The organism is Streptomyces sp. NPDC037054 (genome assembly GCF_055606745.1).
The window spans coordinates 247,818-267,600 of the sequence record NZ_JBVJSJ010000008.1 but is presented as its reverse complement, the minus strand read 5'-3'; the positions used below and the strand labels follow the sequence as shown (position 1 = coordinate 267,600).

Below are 19,783 nucleotides of genomic sequence, written 5' to 3'. Positions count from 1 at the left end.
CAGTACGTGCCCTTCGCGGCGTCACAGCCGGGTGACGTCCAGGTCTCCCTCCGCGTACTTGCGGCGCAGCACCTTCTTGTCGAACTTGCCGACGCTGGTCTTCGGGACCGCCTCGATCACCGTCCAGCGCTCCGGGAGCTGCCACTTGGCGATCTTGCCCTCCTCGGCGAGGAAGGCGCGCAGCGTCTGGAAGTCAGCGGTGGAGCCCTCCTTGAGGACGACCGTGGCCAGCGGGCGCTCGCCCCACTTCTCGTCGGGTACGGCTACCACGGCGGCCTCGGCGACGTCCGGGTGGGACATCAGCGCGTTCTCCAGCTCCACCGAGGAGATCCACTCGCCGCCGGACTTGATGACGTCCTTGGCGCGGTCGGTGAGCGTGAGGAAGCCGTCGGGGCTGATGGTGCCGACGTCGCCGGTCTTCAGCCAGCCGTCCTCGCTGAACTTGTCGGCGGGGCGCAGCGGGTCGGCGTCGGGGCCGTTGTAGTAGGCGCCCGCGATCCAGGGGCCGCGCACCTCCAGCTCGCCGGCCGACTCGCCGTCCCACGGCAGGCGCTCGCCGCCGGGGCCGGTGAGGCGGGCCTCGACGCCGGCGGCGAAGCGGCCCTGGGTGAGGCGGTAGCCGAACTCCTCGTCCGTGCCGACCGCGTGGGCCGGGGGACGGGCGACCGTGCCGAGCGGGGACGTCTCCGTCATGCCCCAGGCGTGGCAGACCCGCATGCCGAGCTTGTCGAACGCCTCCATCAGCGCGGGCGGGCAGGCCGAGCCGCCGATGGTGACGTGGGTGAGGGTGGACACGTCGCGGGGCTTGGCGGTCAGCTCGGCGAGCAGGCCCTGCCAGATGGTGGGGACGGCGGCGGCGTGGGTCGGCCCGACGCGTTCGATCATCTCGGCGAGCGGCGCGGGCTGGAGGAAGCGGTCCGGCATGAGCATGTTGACGCCGGTCATGAAGGTGGCGTGCGGCAGGCCCCAGGCGTTCACGTGGAACTGCGGGACGACGACCAGGGAGGTGTCCTGGTCGGTCAGGCCCATCGACTCGGTCATGTTGACCTGCATGGAGTGCAGGTAGATCGAGCGGTGGCTGTAGACGACACCCTTGGGGTCGCCGGTGGTGCCGGAGGTGTAGCACATCGCGGCGGCACGCCGCTCGTCGAACTGCGGCCAGTCGTACGTGGTCGGCTTGCCGGCGACCAGGTCCTCGTACTCGTGGACCTGGACCGAGACCTCGGCGAGCAGGGAACGGTCGCCCGGTCCGGACACGACGACGTGCTCGACGGTCTTCAGGTGGGGCAGCAGCGGCGCGAGCAGCGGCAGCAGTGAGCCGTTGGCGACGACGACGCGGTCGGCCGCGTGGTTCACGATCCAGGCGAGCTGCTCCGGGGGGAGCCGCAGGTTCAGGGTGTGCAGGACCGCGCCCATGGACGGGATCGCGAAGTACGCCTCGACGTGCTCGGCGTTGTTCCACATGAGAGTGGCCACACGGTCGTCGTCGGCGACGCCGAGGTCCTCGCGCAGGGCGTGCGCCAGCTGGGCGGCGCGGGCGCCGATCTCCGCGAACGAGCGGCGGTGCGGCTCCGGCTCCCCGGTCCAGGTGATCACCTGGGAGCGGCCGTGGATCGTGGCCCCGTGCGTCAGGATCCTCGAAATCAACAGCGGTACGTCCTGCATCGTGCTCAGCACGGTGTCCTCCCGGGGCGACATTGCCTACGCGGCGGTAAGGGTTGCGCTGATTCTGCGCACATACCACGCGGTATGTCACTAGGGATGGATGATCGATCAGTTCACGACATCGCTCAGCTCACCCCAGGTTCGAACAGGCCGCCCCCGGGTCGAGGCCCTCACTGCCGGACAAGTCCCAGGTCAGGGTCCTCGCGGAGCTTGCCGAGGGCCCGGGAGACGGCCGACTTCACGGTGCCGACCGAGACGCCGAGCACTTCGGCCGTCTGGGCCTCGCTGAGGTCCTCGTAATACCGGAGGACCACCATCGCGCGCTGCCGGGCGGGCAGCTTCGTGATCGCCCGCCACATGGCGTCGTGCAGCGCCTGCTGCTCGGCCGGGTCGTCGAGGCCGGGCAGCGGCTCGGGCTCGGGCAGTTCGTCGCAGGCGAACTCGTCGACCTTGCGCTTGCGCCACTGGGACGTCCGGGTGTTCACCAGCGCGCGGCGCACGTAGCCGTCCAGGGCGCGGTGGTCCTCGATGCGCTCCCAGGCGACGTACGTCTTGGTGAGCGCCGTCTGCAACAGGTCCTCGGCGTCGTTCGGGTTGGCGGTCAGCGACCGTGCGGTCCGCAGCAGCACGGGGCGGCGGGCCGTCACGTACGACGCGAACGACGGGTACGGGCGGTACGGGCGGGACGGGCGGGTCTGCGTCGCCGGCGCGGCGGCCCCTGAGGCGTTGGTGCAGACGGGTGTGGTCATGGCTCAACGCTAGGAGCGACGGGGGGTCGGGCGGATCGCCCGCAGGTCCCGAAGGGGGATCCCCCTCAGGTTGTAGGGGTGGGGTTCGCCGCACCTCCTGAAGGTGGACGAGGGGACGAGACGTACTGCGGGTTTCCCCTTGGGGGTGGGCCGGGCGGGCCGGGCGGGCCGGGTGGCCACGCCGTGGGTTGGGCGGACCGGGCGGGCCGGGCGGCCACGCCGTGGGTTGAGCTGGTGGTGGTCGCTGGTGGTGATCACGCACGCCGCCGCCGGACACGCCTGCGCGGCGGCGCCGTGGCACCGCCGCGCAGATGTTCCCCTCCTCGCCCCACCGACTCACCGTCACCGGGCTCACCGATCACCGGTCACCAGCCACCGGTCACCAGTCACCAGTCACCAGTCATCGATTCACTGGCTCACCGGGCCGACCGGACCCACCGGGCCCACCGGGGCTCACCACCACAGCGGACTGAAGCTGACGGCGGTGTTGTCGTTGCCCTGGTTGACCGCCGTGAACGCGGAGCCGTCGACCTGTGCGGTGTTGCTCTGGTTCGAGGCGCCGGAGCCGGTCGCCTGCTGCTGCGTGGTGGACGAGTTGCCGTTGTTGCTGCCGCCGACGCCGCTGCCGATGACGCCGGCGAGGCCCGTCGAGACGGCCGCGTTCGATCCGCCGTCCGCGAAGGCGCCGTTGTCCGCCGTCGCGACGCCGGAGAAGAGGGCCGCCGCGAGCGGCAGTGCGGAGACGGCGGCGATGACGCGAGCGGTACGGATGCTTGCCATGGTGATCCTCCAGAAGGGTGCGCACCGGCCGGCTGTCCTGCGGCGGGTGCGCGAATGACATGAAATACGGCTTCCACCAGGGAAGTTGGCCGACCGCCCCGGTCTTGATCACGACGTCGCGAGAGCAGAGTTGCCCACCCCGCCCCCGGCGAACCGACGGGACCGGACCTTTCGCTCGCAAGCGTGATGACAAGTCGATAAACCCGGCATAGCCGTCAAAACGCCACCCCGGCCAGGCAGGAACCCCTCACACTCCAGGCGCGGCAAGGGAGGAAGCGTTCGGGCAGGTTCGGACCGATTTCCCGCCGAACTCGCCCGCCCCGGCGAGCCCCGCTTCCCTTTTTCGAACGTGCGTACGAACATGGAGCCATGGCCACCACCGACCGGCAGGCCACGACACTGGCCCTCGCGCACGCCCTGTCAGCCGCGGAACGCGGGCTGGCCGTCATCCCCCTGTCCCGGACGAAGCTCCCGGCCCTGCGCTCCCCGCACCGCGACGACCCCGAGGCCGGCCCCTGTCACGGCGAGTGCGGCCGCTTCGGCCACGGGGTGTACGACGCCTCCACCGACCCGGTCCGCATCCGGGCACTGTTCGCCGCCGCACCCCGGGCGACCGGCTACGGCATCGCCTGCGGACTGCCCCCGCACCACCTCATCGGCGTCGACCTGGACGTGAAGTCGGACACCGACTCCTCGGTCGCTCTGCGCGAACTCGCCCTGCGGCACCTGTTCACGATCCCCGCCACGGTCGTCGTCCTGACCCCCAGCGGGGGCCGGCACCTGTGGCTGAGCGGTCCGCCCGACGCCGTCGTCCCCAACTCCGCGGGCCGGCTCGCCCCCGGCATCGACATCCGCGGCGCGGGCGGCTACCTCGTCGGCCCCGGTTCCCGCACCGACCACGGCGTCTACACCACGGCACCCGGCACGGCGCACCTGCCGCCGGCTCCCTGCCCGCCCGCCCTGCTGCGCCTCCTGCTGCCCCCACCGCGCACGCCCCGCCCGCGGGACGCCGGCTCCCCCGACTCCCCGCCGCCCGGCAACCACGGCCAGGGCCTCGTCCAGTTCGTCCTCGCCGCACACGAGGGCCAGCGCAACACCCGCCTGTTCTGGGCGGCCTGCCGCGCCTACGAGGACGGCATCGGCCCCGCCCTGGTCGACGCGCTGGTCGACGCGGCCCTCAACACCGGCCTGACGGAACGGGAGGCCCGCGCAACGATCACCTCAGCGGCCCGCCTGACGGGCCAGCGCCCCTGACCCGGGCCGGGTCGGCCACCGCACTTGACCCGGGCCGGGTCGGGCCGAGGCTCCCGCCCCACGCCCACCCTGCCTCTCGCTCACCCCCCACCACCAGGCCCTCTTCCCCCCCCGCCCCCCGAAAGCCTCATGCACCACCACCGCCCCCGCCGTAGAGTCCCGACCATGTCGCTCACCCGCGTCGTCCTCACGTCCGGCCGCTCCATCGACCTCGCGGAGCTACGGCTCTCCTCGACGTACGGCGGGATGCTGGAGGGCTATCCCTGCAAGCCGGTCAACGACATGAGGATCAACGCCCTGCTGCGCTCGGCGGAAGGCGTACGACCGACCACGCCGGTGCACCTGGTGCCGCCGACGCGGGAGTTTCCGGACCAGTACGCGGGGCCGTTCGGCCCGGTGGAGGTGCTGCCACGGGTGGCCTGCGTCGGCACATTCCACTCGACGGCCGTCGACCCGGCCCACGACCCGGTCCTCTACCGCTCCCACCTCACGATCATCTGGTTCCAGCCGACCCCGACGGTCCCCTCTGGCCACGACGCGGAGGAATCCCTGCGCGACGTCCAATGGACGGAACTGGCCGAGGACTTCGAACTGTGACCGCCGGGAACGGAAGCGACACGGACGCCCGAGGCCATGCCTCCCCCGAACGCCGCGGCCCCTGACCACAAACGCTGGTCAGGGGCCGTAACACCTGCGGTGGGTGTGGGATTTGAACCCACGGTGACTCGCGCCACGACGGTTTTCAAGACCGTTCCCTTAGGCCGCTCGGGCAACCCACCTCGTCCCGCCCACCTGGGGCGGAGCGGCTACAGCCTACCGGCTGGGGCCAATCGGCGTGGACTCCCGGGCATTGGAGGTCAGCTGTCGCCGACGCGGGAGGCCAGGGTGAGGTCGACCGTGCGTTCCTTGCCGTCCCGTTCGTAGGTGATGCGGACCTTGTCGCCGGGCTGGTGGGTCCAGATCTCGCCGATCAGGGTCGGGCCGCTGTCGATCACGCGGTCGTCCAGCTTGGTGATGACGTCGCCGGGTTCCAGGCCCGCCTTGTCCGCCGGGCCGCCCGGCTCGACCGCCTCGGAGCCCCGGGCACCCTGGTCGGTGATCTTCGCGCCGTTCGCCGACTCCTCCAGCGAGACGGACGCGCCGATCTTGGCGTACACCGGCTTGCCCGTCTTGATGAGCTGCTGCGCGACGTACTTGGCCTGGTTGATCGGAATGGCGAAGCCGAGGCCGATCGAGCCGGACTGGCCGGTGCCGAAGCCGCCGTTGCTCGTGGACTGGATCGCGGAGTTGATCCCGATGACGTTGCCCTGCGCGTCCAGCAGCGGGCCGCCGGAGTTGCCCGGGTTGATCGACGCGTCGGTCTGCAGCGCGCTCATGTAGGACGCCTGGCTGCCCGTGCCGTCGCTGGAGGCGACCGGGCGGTTCTTGGCGCTGATGATGCCCGTCGTGACCGTGTTCGACAGGCCGAAGGGCGCGCCGATCGCGATCGTCGAGTCGCCGACGGCGACCTTGTCGGAGTTGCCGAGGGTGAGCGGCTTCAGGCCCGACGGCGCCTCCTTGAGCTTGATGACGGCGACGTCGTAGCCCTGCGCGTTGCCGACGACCTCGGCCTCGTACTTCCTGCCGTTCGGGAAGGTCGCCGACAGCTTGCCGCCGTCCACGGCCTCCGCCACCACGTGGTTGTTGGTGACGATGTGGCCCTGGGTGTCGAAGACGAAGCCCGTGCCGGTGCCGCCCTCGCCGCTGTCGCTCTCGGCCTCGATGGTGACCGTGCTGGGCAGGGCCTTGGCGGACACCGCGGCGACCGTGCCCGGGTCGCGCTTGAGGTCGCCGCCGCTCTGCGAGGCGGACACCGTCGTGGAGCCCGTCTCGTCGTCGTTGTTCTTGGCCAGCGTGTAGCCGAGGCCGCCGCCCAGGCCGCCCGCGACCAGCGCCGCGACGAGGATCGCCGCGAGCAGACCGCCGCGCCCGCGGCCGGACTTGGGGGCGGGGGCGGCAGCGGGCTGGTGGTACGGGGCTCCCCAGCCGCCGGCTCCGCCACCGGGACCCTGACCTCCGGAACCCTGGCCGCCCGGGCCCTGGCCTCCGGGTCCCTGGCCGCCCGGGCCATGACCGCCGTGGCCGCCATCACCGTAGGGGCCGCCGGGCGGCGGGGGCGGGGGCCAGGCGGCGTCGGGCGCCGATCCCTGGCCGCCGACACCCTGGCCCCCGGCGCCCTGACCACTGACGCCCTGACCACCGATGCCCTGGCCCTCGGCACCGTGGGAACCGGCCGGAGCCTGGTGGGATCCGGTCGGAGCCTGGTGGGATCCGGTCGGAGCCTGGTGCGAACCGGGCGGTACCGGCGGGACGGGGGTCGTGGGCGGGTCTCCGGCGGGCGGCGCCGGCTGCGGGGAGGCTGCGGGAGCGTCCACCGGCACGGGAGGTGCAGACGGGGCCGGGGGTACCGCGGTGCCCTCGTTCTCGGTGCTCACAGCTTCTCTCCTCGATCCACGGCTGTTCTACTCGGTCGCACTCGGCCACGCCCGCTCGCGCTGGTCGGCGGCCCGGTGCGGTCAGCTGCGCATGTCTTTTCGTATGCGGTCAGCTTTTCCCACGGGCCGTCAGAGCACCATAAGCGGTGGCTGTGGGTCCACGACCATTCTTTATATAGGTCATGTGAGACGAAAAGGGACACAAGCCTGGCGGCTCCGCTCGCACGCCTACCCCCGGGCGGTGGCACCATGACGCGGTGACCCTCGCACGACAGCACCCGATCCAGGTCGTCGCCCACCGCGGAGCCTCGGAAGACGCGCCCGAACACACCCTGGCCGCCTACACGAAGGCGATCGAGGACGGCGCGGACGCCCTCGAGTGCGACGTACGGCTGACCGCGGACGGCCACCTCGTCTGTGTCCACGACCGCCGCGTCAACCGCACGTCGAACGGCCGCGGCGCCGTCTCCGCGCTGGAACTCGACGACCTCGCCGCCCTCGACTTCGGGTCCTGGAAGAACCGCGACGCCTTCCGGGGCCGCGACGAGGAACCCGACTGGGAGCACCGCCCCGAGGACCGCGAGGCGACCTCCGTGCTCACCCTGGAGCGACTGCTCGAACTCGTCGCCGACGCCGGACGCCGCGTGGAGCTCGCCGTGGAGACCAAGCACCCCACGCGCTGGGCGGGCCAGGTCGAGGAGCGGCTGCTGCTCCTGCTGAAGCGGTTCGGGCTGGACGCGCCCGCGAGCCCCGCCGAGTCTCCTGTGCGCGTCATGAGCTTCTCGGCCAGATCGCTGCACCGCGTGCGTGCCGCGTCGCCGACGCTGCCGACGGTGTACCTCATGCAGTTCGTCTCGCCCCGGCTGCGCGACGGGCGGCTGCCCGCAGGCGTCGGCATCGCCGGGCCGTCGATCCGCATCGTGCGCAGTCACCCCGCGTACGTGGAACGCCTGAAGCAGGCGGGTCACCAGGTGCACGTGTGGACGGTGAACGAGCCCGCGGACGTGGACCTTTGCGTCTCGCTCGGCGTCGACGCCATCATCACCAACCGCCCGCGCGCGGTGCTGGACCGCCTCGGCCGCTGACGTACGCGCACGCGTGCCCGCCCGCACACCGGGCTACGGCGACCGCCGCGTTCCGGCCATTCGGCTACGCGGCGTGCTCCGGCGCGTTCCCTCCGTGTCCGATCGTTGCGAATGCGTCACCGGAGGGCGATCGACCGGTTTCCGGCACAGGCCGAGAGGGCATCCACACCGTGGCGTGGGGCGAAGGAGGTCTCGGGGGTGGCGTTGGTGGTGGCACAGGAAGTGCCCACGTCGTCGAGCATGGCCGTACCCCATGGCCCTGCGGGCGTGGGGGAAGCAAGACAGCGGATGCGCAAGCAGTTGCGCGGCGGTGGCGTGCCGGAATCGGTCGTCGACGACGCCGTTCTGGTCCTTTCGGAGCTCTTGAGCAACGCGTGCAAACACGGCAGGCCACTGGGCGACGCCCTGGCCGGCGACGGTGACGTCCGGGCCGCGTGGCGCGTCGACGTGAGCGGCCGGCTCGTCGTGGAGGTCACGGACGGGGGTGGTCCGACCCGCCCGGCTCCGGCCACGCCCTCGGTCACCGCGCACGGCGGCCGCGGGCTGAACATCATCACCGCGCTGGCCGACGACTGGGGCGTACGGGACGACGTCCGCGGCGAAGTGACGGTGTGGGTGGTCGTGCACGGCGACGTCCACGACCCGGACGCGGGCCACCGCCGGGACGACTTCGCCGCGCGCGTGACGGCTCCGGCGGTCTCGGACATACCCGGCCTGGATTTCGCGGACGCGTTCGACGACTTCGACTGACCGACCGGTCCTGCCGGACGCCGACCACGTCCGGGCGTCCCGCACGGCCCGTTGTCCACGTCCGGGCGTCCCGCACGGCCCGTCGACCACGTCCGGCCGGTCGTCCACATCCGCCCGGTTGTCCACAGGGTCCCGTCGGCCATGGCGCGAACGGCTAGGCTCCCGACGTACGAGACGAGCCGTAACCGGGAGACACCCAAGATGGCCAAGAAGCGCCCCCAGACGAAGGCCAAGCGCCCGCAGCTCACCGACGGAGAGGTCCCGGTCGTCGGCGCGCGCGAGCCCTGCCCGTGCGGCAGCGGCCGCCGCTACAAGGCCTGTCACGGCCGGGCCGCCGCGCACGCGGTGACCGAGCTGGTGCACCGGCCGTTCGAAGGCCTGCCCGGCGAATGCGACTGGGTGGCGCTGCGCGAGCTGGTGCCGGCGGCCACGGTCGAGCTGACCCTGAAGGACGGCCTGCCCGAGGGCGTCCCGTCGGTCACGCTGGCGACGGTGCTGCCGATGGCCTGGCCCGCGCTGCGCCGCGACGACGGCTCGGTACTGCTCGGCCTGCAGAACGACACGGCGTCGGGCGACATCAGCCGCGACCTCGCCGACACCCTGCGGCGCGCGCTCGAGGCCGATCCGGGGACGCCGCTCCAGGGCCGCCGCGCCCCGGCCGACGCTCCGCGGCTGCAGGACGTGCTGGACCCGAAGGGCGTCTTCGAGCCAGTCGTGCACGAGGGCTTCGAGTTCTGGGTCCCCGACGCGGAGAACGCGACGCCGGACGTGGCGGCCTCCCTGGAGCGGGCCAACGCGGCGGCGATCCCGACCGTCCGGCTGCAGGGCGTCGACGCGGCGTACTGGTGCGAGACGCCGGAAAAGAACCACCTGCGCTGGGTCATGCCGCACGCGGAGGAGCAGCTTCTGGACGCGCTCGCGCGGCTGCACGCGGCGGGCGGGTCGAGCCTGGGCGAGGGCACGCGCCTCGTGGGCTCCTTCCGCGCCCACGGGCTCACGGTCCCGGTCTGGGACCTGCCGACCGGGATGACGGCGCAGGACGTGGAGAAGCCGGCCGCCGAGTTCGCCGAGCGTCTCGCCGTCGCGCTGGCGTCCGACGCGCCGCTCACCGCGGACGAGCGCCGCGCGCGGGGCGGTCTCACCAACCGGCAGGTCACGCTCAGCTGACGGGCCGCCGCGCCGACGGAAACGACGGTGACTCCGGTCACAACTCCCAGTGGAGACAAGCCAGTCGGTGACTGGAAAAGCTGAGATCGAATTTGCGAACAGCCGATCTCTTGTTACCGTTCCAGTAGCCCGGTTGCTGGTGCATCCCCCGTCGCCAGCAACCGGGTCTTTCCATGTGCGCGGTTCCTCACGGGCCGCAGCCGACTCTCAACTGCCTGTTCGCACAGGTGAGTTGCTGCCGGACCGCAGCAGCAACGGCCCGCTCCCGCCGCGTCCGGCGAACTCCGCGACCGCCGTGTAGGCGACCGGTGGGTCACCGGCCCGCTCCCTGGGCGTCTCGCACATCGCCGGCGCGTCGTCGGCGCCCACGGCGCAGTGCATCCGGACGGTGCGGCCCTCGGGCCCCATGAGGCTCAGCACGGCGGTGAGCGCGTCGCCGGTCGCGTTGCGGTAGTAGGTGCGCGCCCAGGTGTCGGCGCCCTGGACCAGGACGCAGGTCTGCGCCTCGATCCCGCCGGGTGAGGTCAGTTCGGGTCCGCAGCGCACAGCGGTGCCGCCGCCGAGACCGAGCGATCCGGCCGACTCCGGCGGCCCGCCAGAGCCGTCGGACAAGCCAGAGCCATCCGACCCCTCGGACCCGCCAAACCCATCGGACCCACCGTGCCCACCGGGCCTGTCGGGTCTGTCCGGCCCCGCCGGCGCCCCGGGGCCCGCCGGGCCGCCGCCGGGCGCCTTGCCGTCGTCCGGCGCCCCGGCCGGCCGTACGGCGTCGCCGGGTGCGGGGCCCGCGGGCGCGCTCCGTCGTTCGTCCCGTACGGAGCCCGCCGACGCCACCGCCAGCGGGAGGACGACCGCGCACGCGACGGCACCCACGAGGGCGAGCAGCCGGACGCGGTGCGGGGCGGGCCCGCCGCGGGGCGGCCTGGGGCCGTACTCACCGGATTGACGCAGCATGCAAGGGAAGTTAACGCGCCGTACCGCGCGCCGGTTCCGTCCGCGCCCGACACCCTTACAACTCGGGCGCGCTCACACCCGTACGAGTGAGGGCCTCGACCACGGCGTCCACCACGGCCTCCACATCGGGCACCCACGGCGAGGCCGAACCGGGCAGGGGGGCGCGCTCCCAGCGGACGTCGCCGTGGCCGGCCTCGGACGGGGGCAGGGTGATGTAGCCGCCCTCGCCGTGGAAGCGGAGGGAGCCGGGCACGAAGTCCTTGGCGTAGAGCAGTTCGCCGAGCTGCTCCATGGAGTACGGCTGCACGAGGATCGACCAGCGGGTGGGACCGGCGACGACCGGGCCGAGGCGGATGCCGTTCCGGTCGAGCGCCTCCAGCGCGCGGGCGGCGGCCGGGGCGGGCAGCGACACCGCGCACGGCGCACTGCCGCCGGTGGCCAGGATGATCGGCGCGGCCGGCCGGTTCGCCCACCACCAGCGCACCATGCGTTCGTCGGTGGTGGCCGCGAGGAGGCCGGGGTCGAAGGGATGCGCACCCGGTACCGTGCACTCCGGGTCGGGGCAGCCGCAGCGGGACCGCCCTCTGGGGTCCGCCGCAACGCCCGGGAGTACGGGCCACCGCCATTCCGTGGCGAAAGTCAGGGCCGCGCTGATCAACTCAGGCCTCCTGCTGTTACGCCGGAACAGGAGCCTGCGTCGCCTTCCGAGGATCTCGCGCATGAGCGCTCGTTCCTTTCCGTTGCACGCCTGGCAACACCGTGGGTCCACATCACGTCATGTGTCGATCACTTCACTGTGCGTACCTAATGGCGCATCACACCCCTGTCCTGGACAAGGGGAACCCCTATGGGCCGAGCGTCGGCTGCGTCCGCGGCAGCCTCGTCCGTACTGCGAGTGTCAAAAGCACGGGCGTGGCGTGGGGTGGCGAAGTCTGGCGTTTTTCCGTCGCGCGTGTTTCTCTCCGCCTCCGCCACGGGAGGATGGGGCACGGTCGTCGGTGGATAGGACGCCCGGGTCGGTCACCAGGTTCCCGGTGGCTGTCAACCACCCCTGGCCTTCTCCGAGTACGTACCCATCAAGACCGCTGTGACGCTCCGTGGAGCAAGGCCAGTCGACCGCAATAAGCCGTTCCCTGAGGCAGTTTTAAGCCAACTTTGCCTTAACGCAAGAGATCTGGAAGAACTCCGCTGAAGTCCCACGGACACCAGGAATCCCAGCAGGACAATGCTGGACATCCCCTCACGAGTGCGTGTACATGTGGAGACACTGCTAGCGGCGCAGAATGACATGGGGGTTTGCGATGCTTTTGAGCAGTACGCACCGGTCGGAAAGCCGGACACCATGAACGCCCCTCACCCATCGAAAGTGGCTGGAATCGATTCAACGGTTCCGTCCCCCGCACACACTGTCGCGTCCGCCGCAGCGCCCGGTACCGCCCCGGTCACCCCGCCGCACGCCGCGAACGCCCCCGGCATGGCGCTCCAGGACCGCCTCGCCGGCTGGGTCTCGGACCTCACGACCCTGCACGAGCTCACCGAACGCCTGGTCCGCACCGACTCCCTCGCCGCCGCGCTCCAGGAACTGCTGAACGCCGGAGCCGCCCTGGTCGGCGCCCGGCGCGGACTCGTCGTGCTGGAGCCGGCCGACGGCCTCGGGCCCGACACCACCGTCGGCCTCGGGCTCGGGCAGGCCGACCTCGGTCACCTCGAGACCGTGCCGCGCAGCGCCCTGTCGATCGGCAGGATCCTCGACGGACTGCCCGGCGGCGACGGCGAGATCAGCCAGCCGGACCTGATGGCCGACAAGGCGCTCGACCCCCGGCACCGCGAGGTCGCCGCCCGCCTCGGCTACGCCGCCAGCTACGCGCTCCCCCTCGCCGGCGAGGACACCGGCCGGCTCGGCGCCGCCGTGTGGCTCTACGACGAGCCCGCCGAGCCGGACGCGCACCGCCGCCACCTCGTCGGCCTCTACACCCGCTACGCCACCGAGCACCTGTCCCGCCTCGTCGAGCTCGAACGCACGCGCGCGTGCGCGGCGACGATGGCGGAGGAACTGCTGCCCTCCCGGCTGCCCCGCGTCGCGGGCGTGCAGCTCGCCGCCCGGCACCGCACCGGTCCGCGCGGCGGCGGCGACTGGTACGACGCGCTGCCGCTGCCGGACGCCGCGCTCGGTCTCGCCGTCGGTTCGGTGACCGGGTCGGGGCCGAGTGCCGTGGCCGCGATGGGACGGCTGCGGGCGTCGCTGCGGGCCTACGCCGTGATGGAGGGCGAGGACCCGGTGGCCGTCCTGTCCGACCTGGAGCTGCTGCTGCGGCTGACCGAACCGGCCCGTTCCGCCACCGCCCTGTTCGGCTACTGCGAGCCGGCCCTGCGCAAGATCACCGTGGCCGGCGCGGGGCACAGCCCGCCGGTGCTGATCGGCGAGCGGCGCACCGAGTTCGTGGAGACGTCCGTGTCGGCGCCGCTCGGCATGCTCGCCTGCTGGGAGGCGCCCAGCGTGGAGATCCAGGCCGAACCTGGAGAGACGGTTCTGCTGTACACCGACGGACTGTTGCACCGCACCGGCGATCCCGCCGACCGGGCCTTCGCCCGGCTGCACGCGGCGGCGGCGAACGTCCCCAGGAGCATGCGCCAGGATCCCGGTGCCCTCGCCGACCACGTCCTGCGGACCATGCTCCCGGACGGTCTGGACACGGTCGACAGCGAGGAGGACGTGGTGCTGCTGGCGGCCCGCTTCGAGTAGCCGCCGGGACGGCCCCGGCGGCCGCCGCGCGCCTCCCGCCGCCAGGACGGCGATTCCGGGAGCTTCCCGGCACTTCGGGTGTGAGCGCCGGTAACGGGTCCTTCGGCCCTGGGTGCCCTGCCGTACGACCGTACGATGGGGGACGGTCCAGTGCCGTACCCAAGGAGGATGACCGTGGCGGAGGAGCTTCCGGAGACCCCGGAGACTGCCGAGGAAGAGCCGATCAAGCAGCGCAAGAACGGCCTGTACCCGGGCGTGTCCGACGAGCTGGCCGAGAACATGAAGAGCGGCTGGGCCGACACCGAGCTGCGCGACCTGGAGCCGATCCCCCAGGCCGCCGAGACCGCCGCCCGCCGTGCCGCGCTGTCCGCCCGCTTCCCCGGCGAGCGCCTCGTCGTCCCGGCGGGCAACCTGAAGACGCGCTCGAACGACACCGAGTACGCCTTCCGCGCCTCCGTCGAGTACGCGTACCTCACCGGCAACCAGACCGAGGACGGCGTCCTCGTCATGGAGCCCGTGGGCGACGGACACCGCGCCACGATCTACCTGTTGCCCCGCTCCGACCGGGAGAACGGCGAGTTCTGGCTCGACGGCCAGGGCGAGCTGTGGGTCGGCCGCCGCCACTCCCTCACCGAGGCCGAGAAGCTCTACGGCATCCCCGCCTCCGACGTGCGCGAGCTCGCCGGCGCGCTGCGCGAGGCCACCGGTCCGGTGCGCGTCGTGCGCGGGCACGACGCCGGCATCGAGGCCGCGCTGACCGACAAGGTCACCGCCGAGCGCGACGAGGAGCTGCGGGTCTTCCTCTCCGAGATGCGGCTCGTCAAGGACGACTTCGAGATCGGCGAGCTGCAGAAGGCCGTCGACTCGACCGTGCGCGGCTTCGAGGACGTCGTGAAGGTCCTCGACAAGGCCGAGGCGACCAGCGAGCGCTACATCGAGGGCACGTTCTTCCTCCGCGCGCGCGTGGAGGGCAACGACGTCGGCTACGGCTCCATCTGCGCCGCCGGCCCGCACGCCTGCACGCTGCACTGGGTGCGCAACGACGGGCCGGTGCGCTCCGGCGACCTGCTGCTGCTCGACGCGGGCGTGGAGACGCACACGTACTACACGGCCGACGTCACGCGCACGCTGCCGATCAGCGGGCGCTACACCGAGATCCAGAAGAAGATCTACGACGCCGTGTACGAGGCCCAGGAGGCCGGTATCGCGGCGGTGCGGCCGGGCGCCAAGTACCGGGACTTCCACGACGCCGCGCAGCGGGTGCTGACCGAGCGGCTCGTCGAGTGGGGCCTGGTCGAGGGGCCGGTCGAGCGCGTGCTGGAGCTGGGGCTGCAGCGGCGCTGGACGCTGCACGGCACGGGTCACATGCTCGGCATGGACGTCCACGACTGCGCCGCCGCGCGCACCGAGACGTACGTCGACGGGACGCTGGAGCCGGGCATGGTGCTCACCGTCGAGCCGGGGCTGTACTTCCAGGCCGACGACCTGACGGTGCCGGAGGAATACCGGGGCATCGGCGTGCGGATCGAGGACGACATCCTCGTGACGGAGGACGGCAACCGGAACCTCAGCGCCGGGCTGCCCCGGCGGTCGGACGAGGTCGAGAGCTGGATGGCCGGACTGAAGGGCTGACGTCGGCCGACACGTTCGGTCGACACATTCGGTCGGCAGGGAGGCCGGGTACCCGCGGGTGCCCGGCCTCCGTCGCGCGAGGGGGTGGGTGGAGCGTGGACCTGCACATCGAGCTCGCCGGTGCCGGAGGGCTGCGTGACGCGGTGGAGCGGGCGCTGAGGGACGCCGTGCGGGACGGGCGGCTCGCCGCGGGGGAGCGGCTGCCCGCGAGCCGGGCGCTCGCCGTGGAACTCGGCGTGTCCCGGGGGACCGTCAAGGCCGCCTACGACCAGCTCGTCGCCGAGGGCTATCTGACCGCCCGGCAGGGCTCGGGGACCCGGGTCGCCGAGCTGCCGGCCGCCGACGTCCGGGCACCGGAGACCGCCGCACGCGCGCGTGCGCCGCGTTTCGACCTGCGGCCCGGCAGCCCTGACGTGGGGGCGTTCCCGGCCGCCGCCTGGCTGCGGGCGCTGCGGCGGGCCGTCGCGACGGCGCCCTCCGCGGCGTACGACTACGGCGATCCGCGCGGCCGGAGCGAGCTGCGGACGGCGTTGTCGGGCTACCTCGGCCGGGCGCGCGGGGTGATCGCGCCGCCGGAGCGGATCGTCGTCACCTCCGGGTACGTCCAGGGGCTCGCGCTGCTCACGCGCGTGCTGGACGGCGCCGGGATCGCCATGGAGGACCCCGGACTGCCGTTCCACCGGGAGGTCGTACGGCGGGCCGGCGGGACCGTGGTGCCGGTGCGGGTGGACGACCGGGGCGTGTGCGCGCGGGAGTTGGGGGACTCCGGGGCCGTCGTCGTCACGCCCGCGCACCAGTACCCGACCGGCGTCACACTGCACCCCGAGCGGCGCCGCGCCCTCACCGAGTGGGCACGCGCGTGTGGCGGGCTGATCGTCGAGGACGACTACGACGGCGAGTTCCGCTACGACCGGCAGCCCGTCGGCGCGCTCCAGGGCATGGCACCGGGGCACGTCGTGTACCTGGGCACCGCCTCCAAGACCCTCGGGCCCGGGCTGCGGCTCGGCTGGATGGTGCTGCCGCCCGGTCTGGTGGACGCGGTGGCCGACGCGAAGCTGCACAGTGACCACCACACCGAGACCCTCGGCCAGTTGGCGCTCGCCGACCTCATCGGCAGCCACGCCTACGACCGCCACGTACGCGCGTGCCGGTCGCGCTACCGGCGCCGCCGCGACCAGTTGCTGCAACGGCTCGGCACCCGGCGGGTGCGGGGCGTCGCGGCCGGACTGCACGCGCTGGTGGACGTCGCCGACGAGGCGGAGGTGCGGGCGCGGGCGGCACGGGAGGGCCTGGCCGTCGGTGTCCTCGGCGACCACTGGCACACGCCGTCGCCGCCGGGCGCCGAAGGGCGACCGCAAGGGCTGGTGGTGGGGTACGGGACGCCACGGGAGCGGGCGTACCCGGAGGCGCTGGAAGCGCTGGGGCGGGTGCTGGACACCGCCGCCTGAAGCGGCTCGGACGTCGCGGGCTCCTGTCGGTCCCACGGGACGAAAGAGCGTCAGGCCGCGAATTGGGTCAGGAAAACGGCGTCGGATTGGGTCTGCCGACCGGTCCACCGGGCTCCTAGCGTCGTCGGCATGATCCATCGCCTTCTGCCGCCCGCCGGCCCCCGGCGCGTGCTGGCCCTCGCCCAGCTGGGCGGTTCCGTGGGGGACGGCGCCTTCTACACGACGTCGGCGCTGTACTTCACCCACGTCGTCGGTCTCACGCCCGCGCGCGTGGGGCTCGGGCTGACCCTCGCCTGGGCGGTCGGGTCGCTGGCCGGGGTGCCGCTGGGGCGGGCGGCCGACCGGCACGGGGCGCGCGGTACGGCGGTGCTGCTGGCGGTCGCGACGGCGCTCGCGGTGGCCGGCTTCCTCGTCGTGCGCGGCTTCGTGCCCTTCGTGCTGTGCGCCTGCGCGTACGCCGCCGCGCAGTCGGGGCTCGCGGCGGCGCGCCAGGCCCTCCTGGCCGCGCTGGTGCCCGCGGGTGAGCGGACGGGGCTGCTCGCGCATCTCCAGTCGACCTTGAACGCCGGGCTGGCGGTCGGCGCGGGGCTCGGCGGCCTCGCGCTGCACGCCGGGACCCGCGAGGCGTATCTGGCGGTGTTCGCGCTGGACGCGGTGAGCTTCCTGGTGTGCGCCGCGCTGCTGCGCTCGCTGCCGCCGGTCGCCCCGACAGCGGGGCGGGCGCCGGGGAAGCCCGCGCGGGGCGGGCTCGGTGTGCTGCGGGACCGGCCGTACGCCGTCGTCGCGGTCCTCAACACGGTGCTGCTGCTGCGGATGCCGCTGCTCAGCCTCGGGCTGCCGCTGTGGATCACCGAGCGGACCGACGCCCCGGTCTGGCTCGCCTCCGTGCTGTTCGTGGTGAACACCGGGGCGGTGATGGTCTTTCAGGTGCGCGTGGCGCGCGGTGTCACCGGAATCGCGCCCGCCTGCCGTGCGCTGCGGCGCTCGGGCCGGGTGATGCTCGCGGCCTGCGCGGTGTACGCCCTGTCGGCCGACGCGTCGCCGTGGGTGGCCGGGGGGCTGCTGCTGGCGGGTGCGGTGCTTCATGTCGCCGCCGAGATGGAGCAGTCGGCCGGGGCGTGGCAGCTGTCCTTCGATCTGGCGCCGGCCGACCGTGTGGGCGAGTACCAGGGGTTCTTCGGCAGTGGTGTGGCCGTCGCCCGCACCGTGGGGCCCGTCGCCCTGACCTCGCTGCTGATCGGCTGGGGGACGCCCGGCTGGCTGCTGCTCGGCGCGGTGACGCTGGCGGCGTCGTACGCGATGGGCCCGGCGGCGCGGCGCGCGGCGGAACGGCGGGAGGAGGACCGGCGGGAGGAGGACCGGCGGGAGGAGGACCGGCGGGGGGAGGGGATCCGGCGGCCGGTGGCCGCGGACTGAGGCGGCCCGCGGACCGACCGCAGCGGTCGGCCGACGGTGGCCGCCGGCCGACGCCTACACGGCGACCAGGGGGGTGTCCTTCTTCCACTTGAGGATCTTGTCGAAGCTGACCACCGCGCCGCCCCGGCCCGGCTTGTTGCCGATGTGGACGTGGTCGGTGAGCTGCTCGATGAGGCACAGGCCCCGGCCGTGCTCGGCGTCGGCACGCGGCAGCCGGGCCGGTTCCCGCGCCGGGGAGGGGTCGTGGGCGAAGCCCGGTCCCGCGTCGGTGACCTCGATGCGGCAGCGCTCGCCGTCGAGGTACGCGGTCACGCGGTAGGCCTCCGAGGTGCCACCGCGCCCGCCCTCGCCGCCGTGCTCCACGGCGTTCGCGCACGCCTCGCTGAGGGCGACGGAGAGGTCGTAGGAGATGTCCGGGTCGACGCCCGCGGTCTCCATGGTGCCGAGCAGCAGGCGGCGGGCCAGCGGCACGCTCGCAGCTTCGCGCCGAAGATGGAGTGACCACCAGATGCTCATGCTCCAGCCTCCTGGCCGCGGCTCGACATACCGTTACGTATTGCCCCGAGTACTCCCCGGTAAGCACGAAGTTGACGTGATGCCGCCCATACGGGGGATGCGTCGAGGGCGGCGAACGGTGTATGCGGGGGCACCTCGCCACAGAAGGTGATCTTCCCCCTGTACCTCTTTTTGCGGACCTGCCGTACGGAGCCCACCCGGCCGGTGCGATGATGGCACCGCCATGTCTGCCCCCCACCAGCACACGCGTCCCGGACACGATCTCCGGGTGCTGAGGACCGCGGTGTTCGCCGCGGTCTGCGTCGTGCTGGCCGCGGCCGGGCACGCACTGGCCTCGCTCGCCACGATCCCGCTGTGGACGCTCGGCGTGGGATTCCTCTGGGCGGCCCTGGTCGCCGCGCCGTTCACCGGACGCGCCCGCTCGATGCCGGGCGTCGTGGCGCTGCTCGCGGTCGGACAGACGGCGCTGCACACGCTGTTCGGGCTCGGGCAGCACACGTCGACGACGGCCGCCGCGTCCGGCGCCGCCGCCCCCGTGTCCGACGCCTCGCTCGTGGAGCACGCCGCACGGTTCGTGTGCGGGGCCACGGCGGCACAGCTCAGCCCCGCCGAGGCGCAGCGGATCCTCACCGACGCGCGCGTCCACCCCGACCTCACCGGTCACGCCGTCGCGCACCACCCGGCGGACGCCATGTCCGCCGCCGCGGGCTCCTCGGCCGCGCTGCTGCCCTCCCTGTCGATGCTGCTGGGCCACGTCCTCGCGGCGGTCGTCGCGGGCTGGCTGCTGCGGCGCGGGGACCTCGCCCTGCTGCGGCTTCTGGAGTTGCCCGCGCTGTCGGCGCACACCGTCGCCGAGGGGGCGCTCGTACGGTCCCTGCGCGGGGCGCTGGCGCTGACCCGCGCCCTGTACGCCGGGCTGCCGGGCGTGCCGCGGACGGGGCCGGCCCTGCCGAGCACCGCGCTGCTCGCGCCGCCGGAGCTGCGTACCACCGCGCTCCAGCACACGGTCGTGCGGCGCGGTCCGCCCGCCGAGGCCTTCGCTCTCGCCGCCTGACACGACGCGTCCACCGCTCCGCCCTGTGCCGGAGGGGGCCGCCGTCGTGCGGCACACGCGCGTGCGCGCGACCCCTCTCGTCACCGTCACTGTCAC

The 19,783-nt window shown here is 73.1% G+C and carries 17 protein-coding genes and 1 tRNA gene; 10 read left to right on the top strand and 8 right to left on the bottom strand.

Features of this window, described 5'->3' with window-relative positions; genetic code table 11:
• Positions 1–21 precede the first annotated feature (21 nt).
• The 3 genes from ACZ7D7_RS21260 to ACZ7D7_RS21250 form a co-directional block, all read right to left on the bottom strand.
• Positions 22–1,698 (bottom strand): long-chain fatty acid--CoA ligase, encoded by a 1,677-nt coding sequence (locus tag ACZ7D7_RS21260; RefSeq protein WP_470826132.1) that lies wholly within the window; start codon positions 1,696–1,698, stop codon positions 22–24.
• Between the two features lie 137 nt (positions 1,699–1,835).
• Positions 1,836–2,414 (bottom strand): SigE family RNA polymerase sigma factor, encoded by a 579-nt coding sequence (locus tag ACZ7D7_RS21255; RefSeq protein WP_470826130.1) that lies wholly within the window; start codon positions 2,412–2,414, stop codon positions 1,836–1,838.
• A 453-nt stretch (positions 2,415–2,867) separates the two neighbouring features.
• On the bottom strand, positions 2,868–3,194 hold the full coding sequence (locus ACZ7D7_RS21250) for a hypothetical protein (protein ID WP_470826128.1): 327 nt from the start codon (positions 3,192–3,194) through the stop codon (positions 2,868–2,870).
• 369 nt (positions 3,195–3,563) lie between these two features.
• On the opposite strand from ACZ7D7_RS21250, the gene ACZ7D7_RS21245 reads away from it, so the two are divergent.
• Together ACZ7D7_RS21245 and ACZ7D7_RS21240 are read left to right on the top strand one after the other, a co-directional pair.
• Positions 3,564–4,448, top strand: a complete 885-nt coding sequence (locus tag ACZ7D7_RS21245; RefSeq protein WP_470826127.1) for a bifunctional DNA primase/polymerase — start codon at positions 3,564–3,566, stop codon at positions 4,446–4,448.
• Positions 4,449–4,613: 165 nt separating this feature from the next.
• Complete coding sequence (locus tag ACZ7D7_RS21240; RefSeq protein WP_470826126.1) at positions 4,614–5,045, top strand: hypothetical protein; 432 nt, start codon at positions 4,614–4,616, stop codon at positions 5,043–5,045.
• Between the two features lie 97 nt (positions 5,046–5,142).
• Here ACZ7D7_RS21240 and ACZ7D7_RS21235 read toward each other — a convergent pair.
• Positions 5,143–5,227 (bottom strand) — tRNA-Ser (locus ACZ7D7_RS21235).
• 78 nt (positions 5,228–5,305) lie between these two features.
• A complete protein-coding gene (locus ACZ7D7_RS21230) occupies positions 5,306–6,922 on the bottom strand; it encodes a S1C family serine protease (protein WP_470826125.1) in 1,617 nt (538 codons plus the stop codon).
• A gap of 257 nt (positions 6,923–7,179) precedes the next feature.
• Here ACZ7D7_RS21230 and ACZ7D7_RS21225 point away from each other — a divergent pair, with 257 nt between their 5' ends.
• The 3 genes from ACZ7D7_RS21225 (at position 7,180) to ACZ7D7_RS21215 (ending at position 9,924) form a co-directional block, all read left to right on the top strand.
• Positions 7,180–8,007, top strand: a complete 828-nt coding sequence (locus ACZ7D7_RS21225) for a glycerophosphodiester phosphodiesterase (RefSeq protein WP_470826124.1) — start codon at positions 7,180–7,182, stop codon at positions 8,005–8,007.
• Positions 8,008–8,118: 111 nt separating this feature from the next.
• Complete coding sequence (locus ACZ7D7_RS21220) at positions 8,119–8,757, top strand: ATP-binding protein (RefSeq protein WP_470826123.1); 639 nt, start codon at positions 8,119–8,121, stop codon at positions 8,755–8,757.
• 201 nt (positions 8,758–8,958) lie between these two features.
• On the top strand, positions 8,959–9,924 hold the full coding sequence (locus ACZ7D7_RS21215) for a DUF5926 family protein (RefSeq protein WP_470826121.1): 966 nt from the start codon (positions 8,959–8,961) through the stop codon (positions 9,922–9,924).
• A gap of 207 nt (positions 9,925–10,131) precedes the next feature.
• Here ACZ7D7_RS21215 and ACZ7D7_RS21210 read toward each other — a convergent pair whose 3' ends face one another.
• Both ACZ7D7_RS21210 and ACZ7D7_RS21205 read right to left on the bottom strand, forming a co-directional pair.
• On the bottom strand, positions 10,132–10,536 hold the full coding sequence (locus ACZ7D7_RS21210; protein WP_470826120.1) for a hypothetical protein: 405 nt from the start codon (positions 10,534–10,536) through the stop codon (positions 10,132–10,134).
• A 397-nt stretch (positions 10,537–10,933) separates the two neighbouring features.
• A complete protein-coding gene (locus tag ACZ7D7_RS21205; RefSeq protein ID WP_470826118.1) occupies positions 10,934–11,599 on the bottom strand; it encodes a bifunctional DNA primase/polymerase in 666 nt (221 codons plus the stop codon).
• A gap of 504 nt (positions 11,600–12,103) precedes the next feature.
• On the opposite strand from ACZ7D7_RS21205, the gene ACZ7D7_RS21200 reads away from it, so the two are divergent.
• The 4 genes from ACZ7D7_RS21200 (at position 12,104) to ACZ7D7_RS21185 (ending at position 18,117) form a co-directional block, all read left to right on the top strand.
• Positions 12,104–13,621, top strand: a complete 1,518-nt coding sequence (locus tag ACZ7D7_RS21200; protein ID WP_470826117.1) for a PP2C family protein-serine/threonine phosphatase — start codon at positions 12,104–12,106, stop codon at positions 13,619–13,621.
• 174 nt (positions 13,622–13,795) lie between these two features.
• Complete coding sequence (locus tag ACZ7D7_RS21195; RefSeq protein ID WP_470826116.1) at positions 13,796–15,253, top strand: aminopeptidase P family protein; 1,458 nt, start codon at positions 13,796–13,798, stop codon at positions 15,251–15,253.
• 95 nt (positions 15,254–15,348) lie between these two features.
• Positions 15,349–16,701 (top strand): MocR-like pyridoxine biosynthesis transcription factor PdxR, encoded by a 1,353-nt coding sequence (pdxR, locus tag ACZ7D7_RS21190; protein WP_470826115.1) that lies wholly within the window; start codon positions 15,349–15,351, stop codon positions 16,699–16,701.
• 129 nt (positions 16,702–16,830) lie between these two features.
• Positions 16,831–18,117 carry an MFS transporter gene (locus ACZ7D7_RS21185; RefSeq protein ID WP_470826114.1) on the top strand — a complete coding sequence of 429 codons (1,287 nt, stop codon included), beginning with the start codon at positions 16,831–16,833 and terminating at the stop codon, positions 18,115–18,117.
• Positions 18,118–18,171: 54 nt separating this feature from the next.
• On the opposite strand, the gene ACZ7D7_RS21180 is transcribed toward ACZ7D7_RS21185, so the two are convergent.
• Complete coding sequence (locus ACZ7D7_RS21180) at positions 18,172–18,633, bottom strand: ATP-binding protein (RefSeq protein WP_470826113.1); 462 nt, start codon at positions 18,631–18,633, stop codon at positions 18,172–18,174.
• 223 nt (positions 18,634–18,856) lie between these two features.
• Here ACZ7D7_RS21180 and ACZ7D7_RS21175 point away from each other — a divergent pair, with 223 nt between their 5' ends.
• A complete protein-coding gene (locus ACZ7D7_RS21175) occupies positions 18,857–19,687 on the top strand; it encodes a hypothetical protein (RefSeq protein WP_470826112.1) in 831 nt (276 codons plus the stop codon).
• Positions 19,688–19,783 lie beyond the last annotated feature (96 nt).

What these genes read in the sequence shown, in the direction of transcription:
- ACZ7D7_RS21260 (WP_470826132.1), bottom strand. Translation starts at nt 1,698, where the DNA reads ATGTCGCCCCGGGAGGACACCGTGCTGAGCACGATGCAGGACGTACCG.
- ACZ7D7_RS21215 (WP_470826121.1), top strand. Translation starts at nt 8,959, where the DNA reads ATGGCCAAGAAGCGCCCCCAGACGAAGGCCAAGCGCCCGCAGCTCACC.
- ACZ7D7_RS21180 (WP_470826113.1), bottom strand. Translation starts at nt 18,633, where the DNA reads ATGAGCATCTGGTGGTCACTCCATCTTCGGCGCGAAGCTGCGAGCGTG.
- ACZ7D7_RS21200 (WP_470826117.1), top strand. Translation starts at nt 12,104, where the DNA reads ATGCTGGACATCCCCTCACGAGTGCGTGTACATGTGGAGACACTGCTA.
- ACZ7D7_RS21185 (WP_470826114.1), top strand. Translation starts at nt 16,831, where the DNA reads ATGATCCATCGCCTTCTGCCGCCCGCCGGCCCCCGGCGCGTGCTGGCC.
- ACZ7D7_RS21205 (WP_470826118.1), bottom strand. Translation starts at nt 11,599, where the DNA reads ATGCGCGAGATCCTCGGAAGGCGACGCAGGCTCCTGTTCCGGCGTAAC.
- ACZ7D7_RS21250 (WP_470826128.1), bottom strand. Translation starts at nt 3,194, where the DNA reads ATGGCAAGCATCCGTACCGCTCGCGTCATCGCCGCCGTCTCCGCACTG.
- ACZ7D7_RS21175 (WP_470826112.1), top strand. Translation starts at nt 18,857, where the DNA reads ATGTCTGCCCCCCACCAGCACACGCGTCCCGGACACGATCTCCGGGTG.
- ACZ7D7_RS21255 (WP_470826130.1), bottom strand. Translation starts at nt 2,414, where the DNA reads ATGACCACACCCGTCTGCACCAACGCCTCAGGGGCCGCCGCGCCGGCG.
- ACZ7D7_RS21240 (WP_470826126.1), top strand. Translation starts at nt 4,614, where the DNA reads ATGTCGCTCACCCGCGTCGTCCTCACGTCCGGCCGCTCCATCGACCTC.
- ACZ7D7_RS21245 (WP_470826127.1), top strand. Translation starts at nt 3,564, where the DNA reads ATGGCCACCACCGACCGGCAGGCCACGACACTGGCCCTCGCGCACGCC.
- ACZ7D7_RS21220 (WP_470826123.1), top strand. Translation starts at nt 8,119, where the DNA reads ATGCGTCACCGGAGGGCGATCGACCGGTTTCCGGCACAGGCCGAGAGG.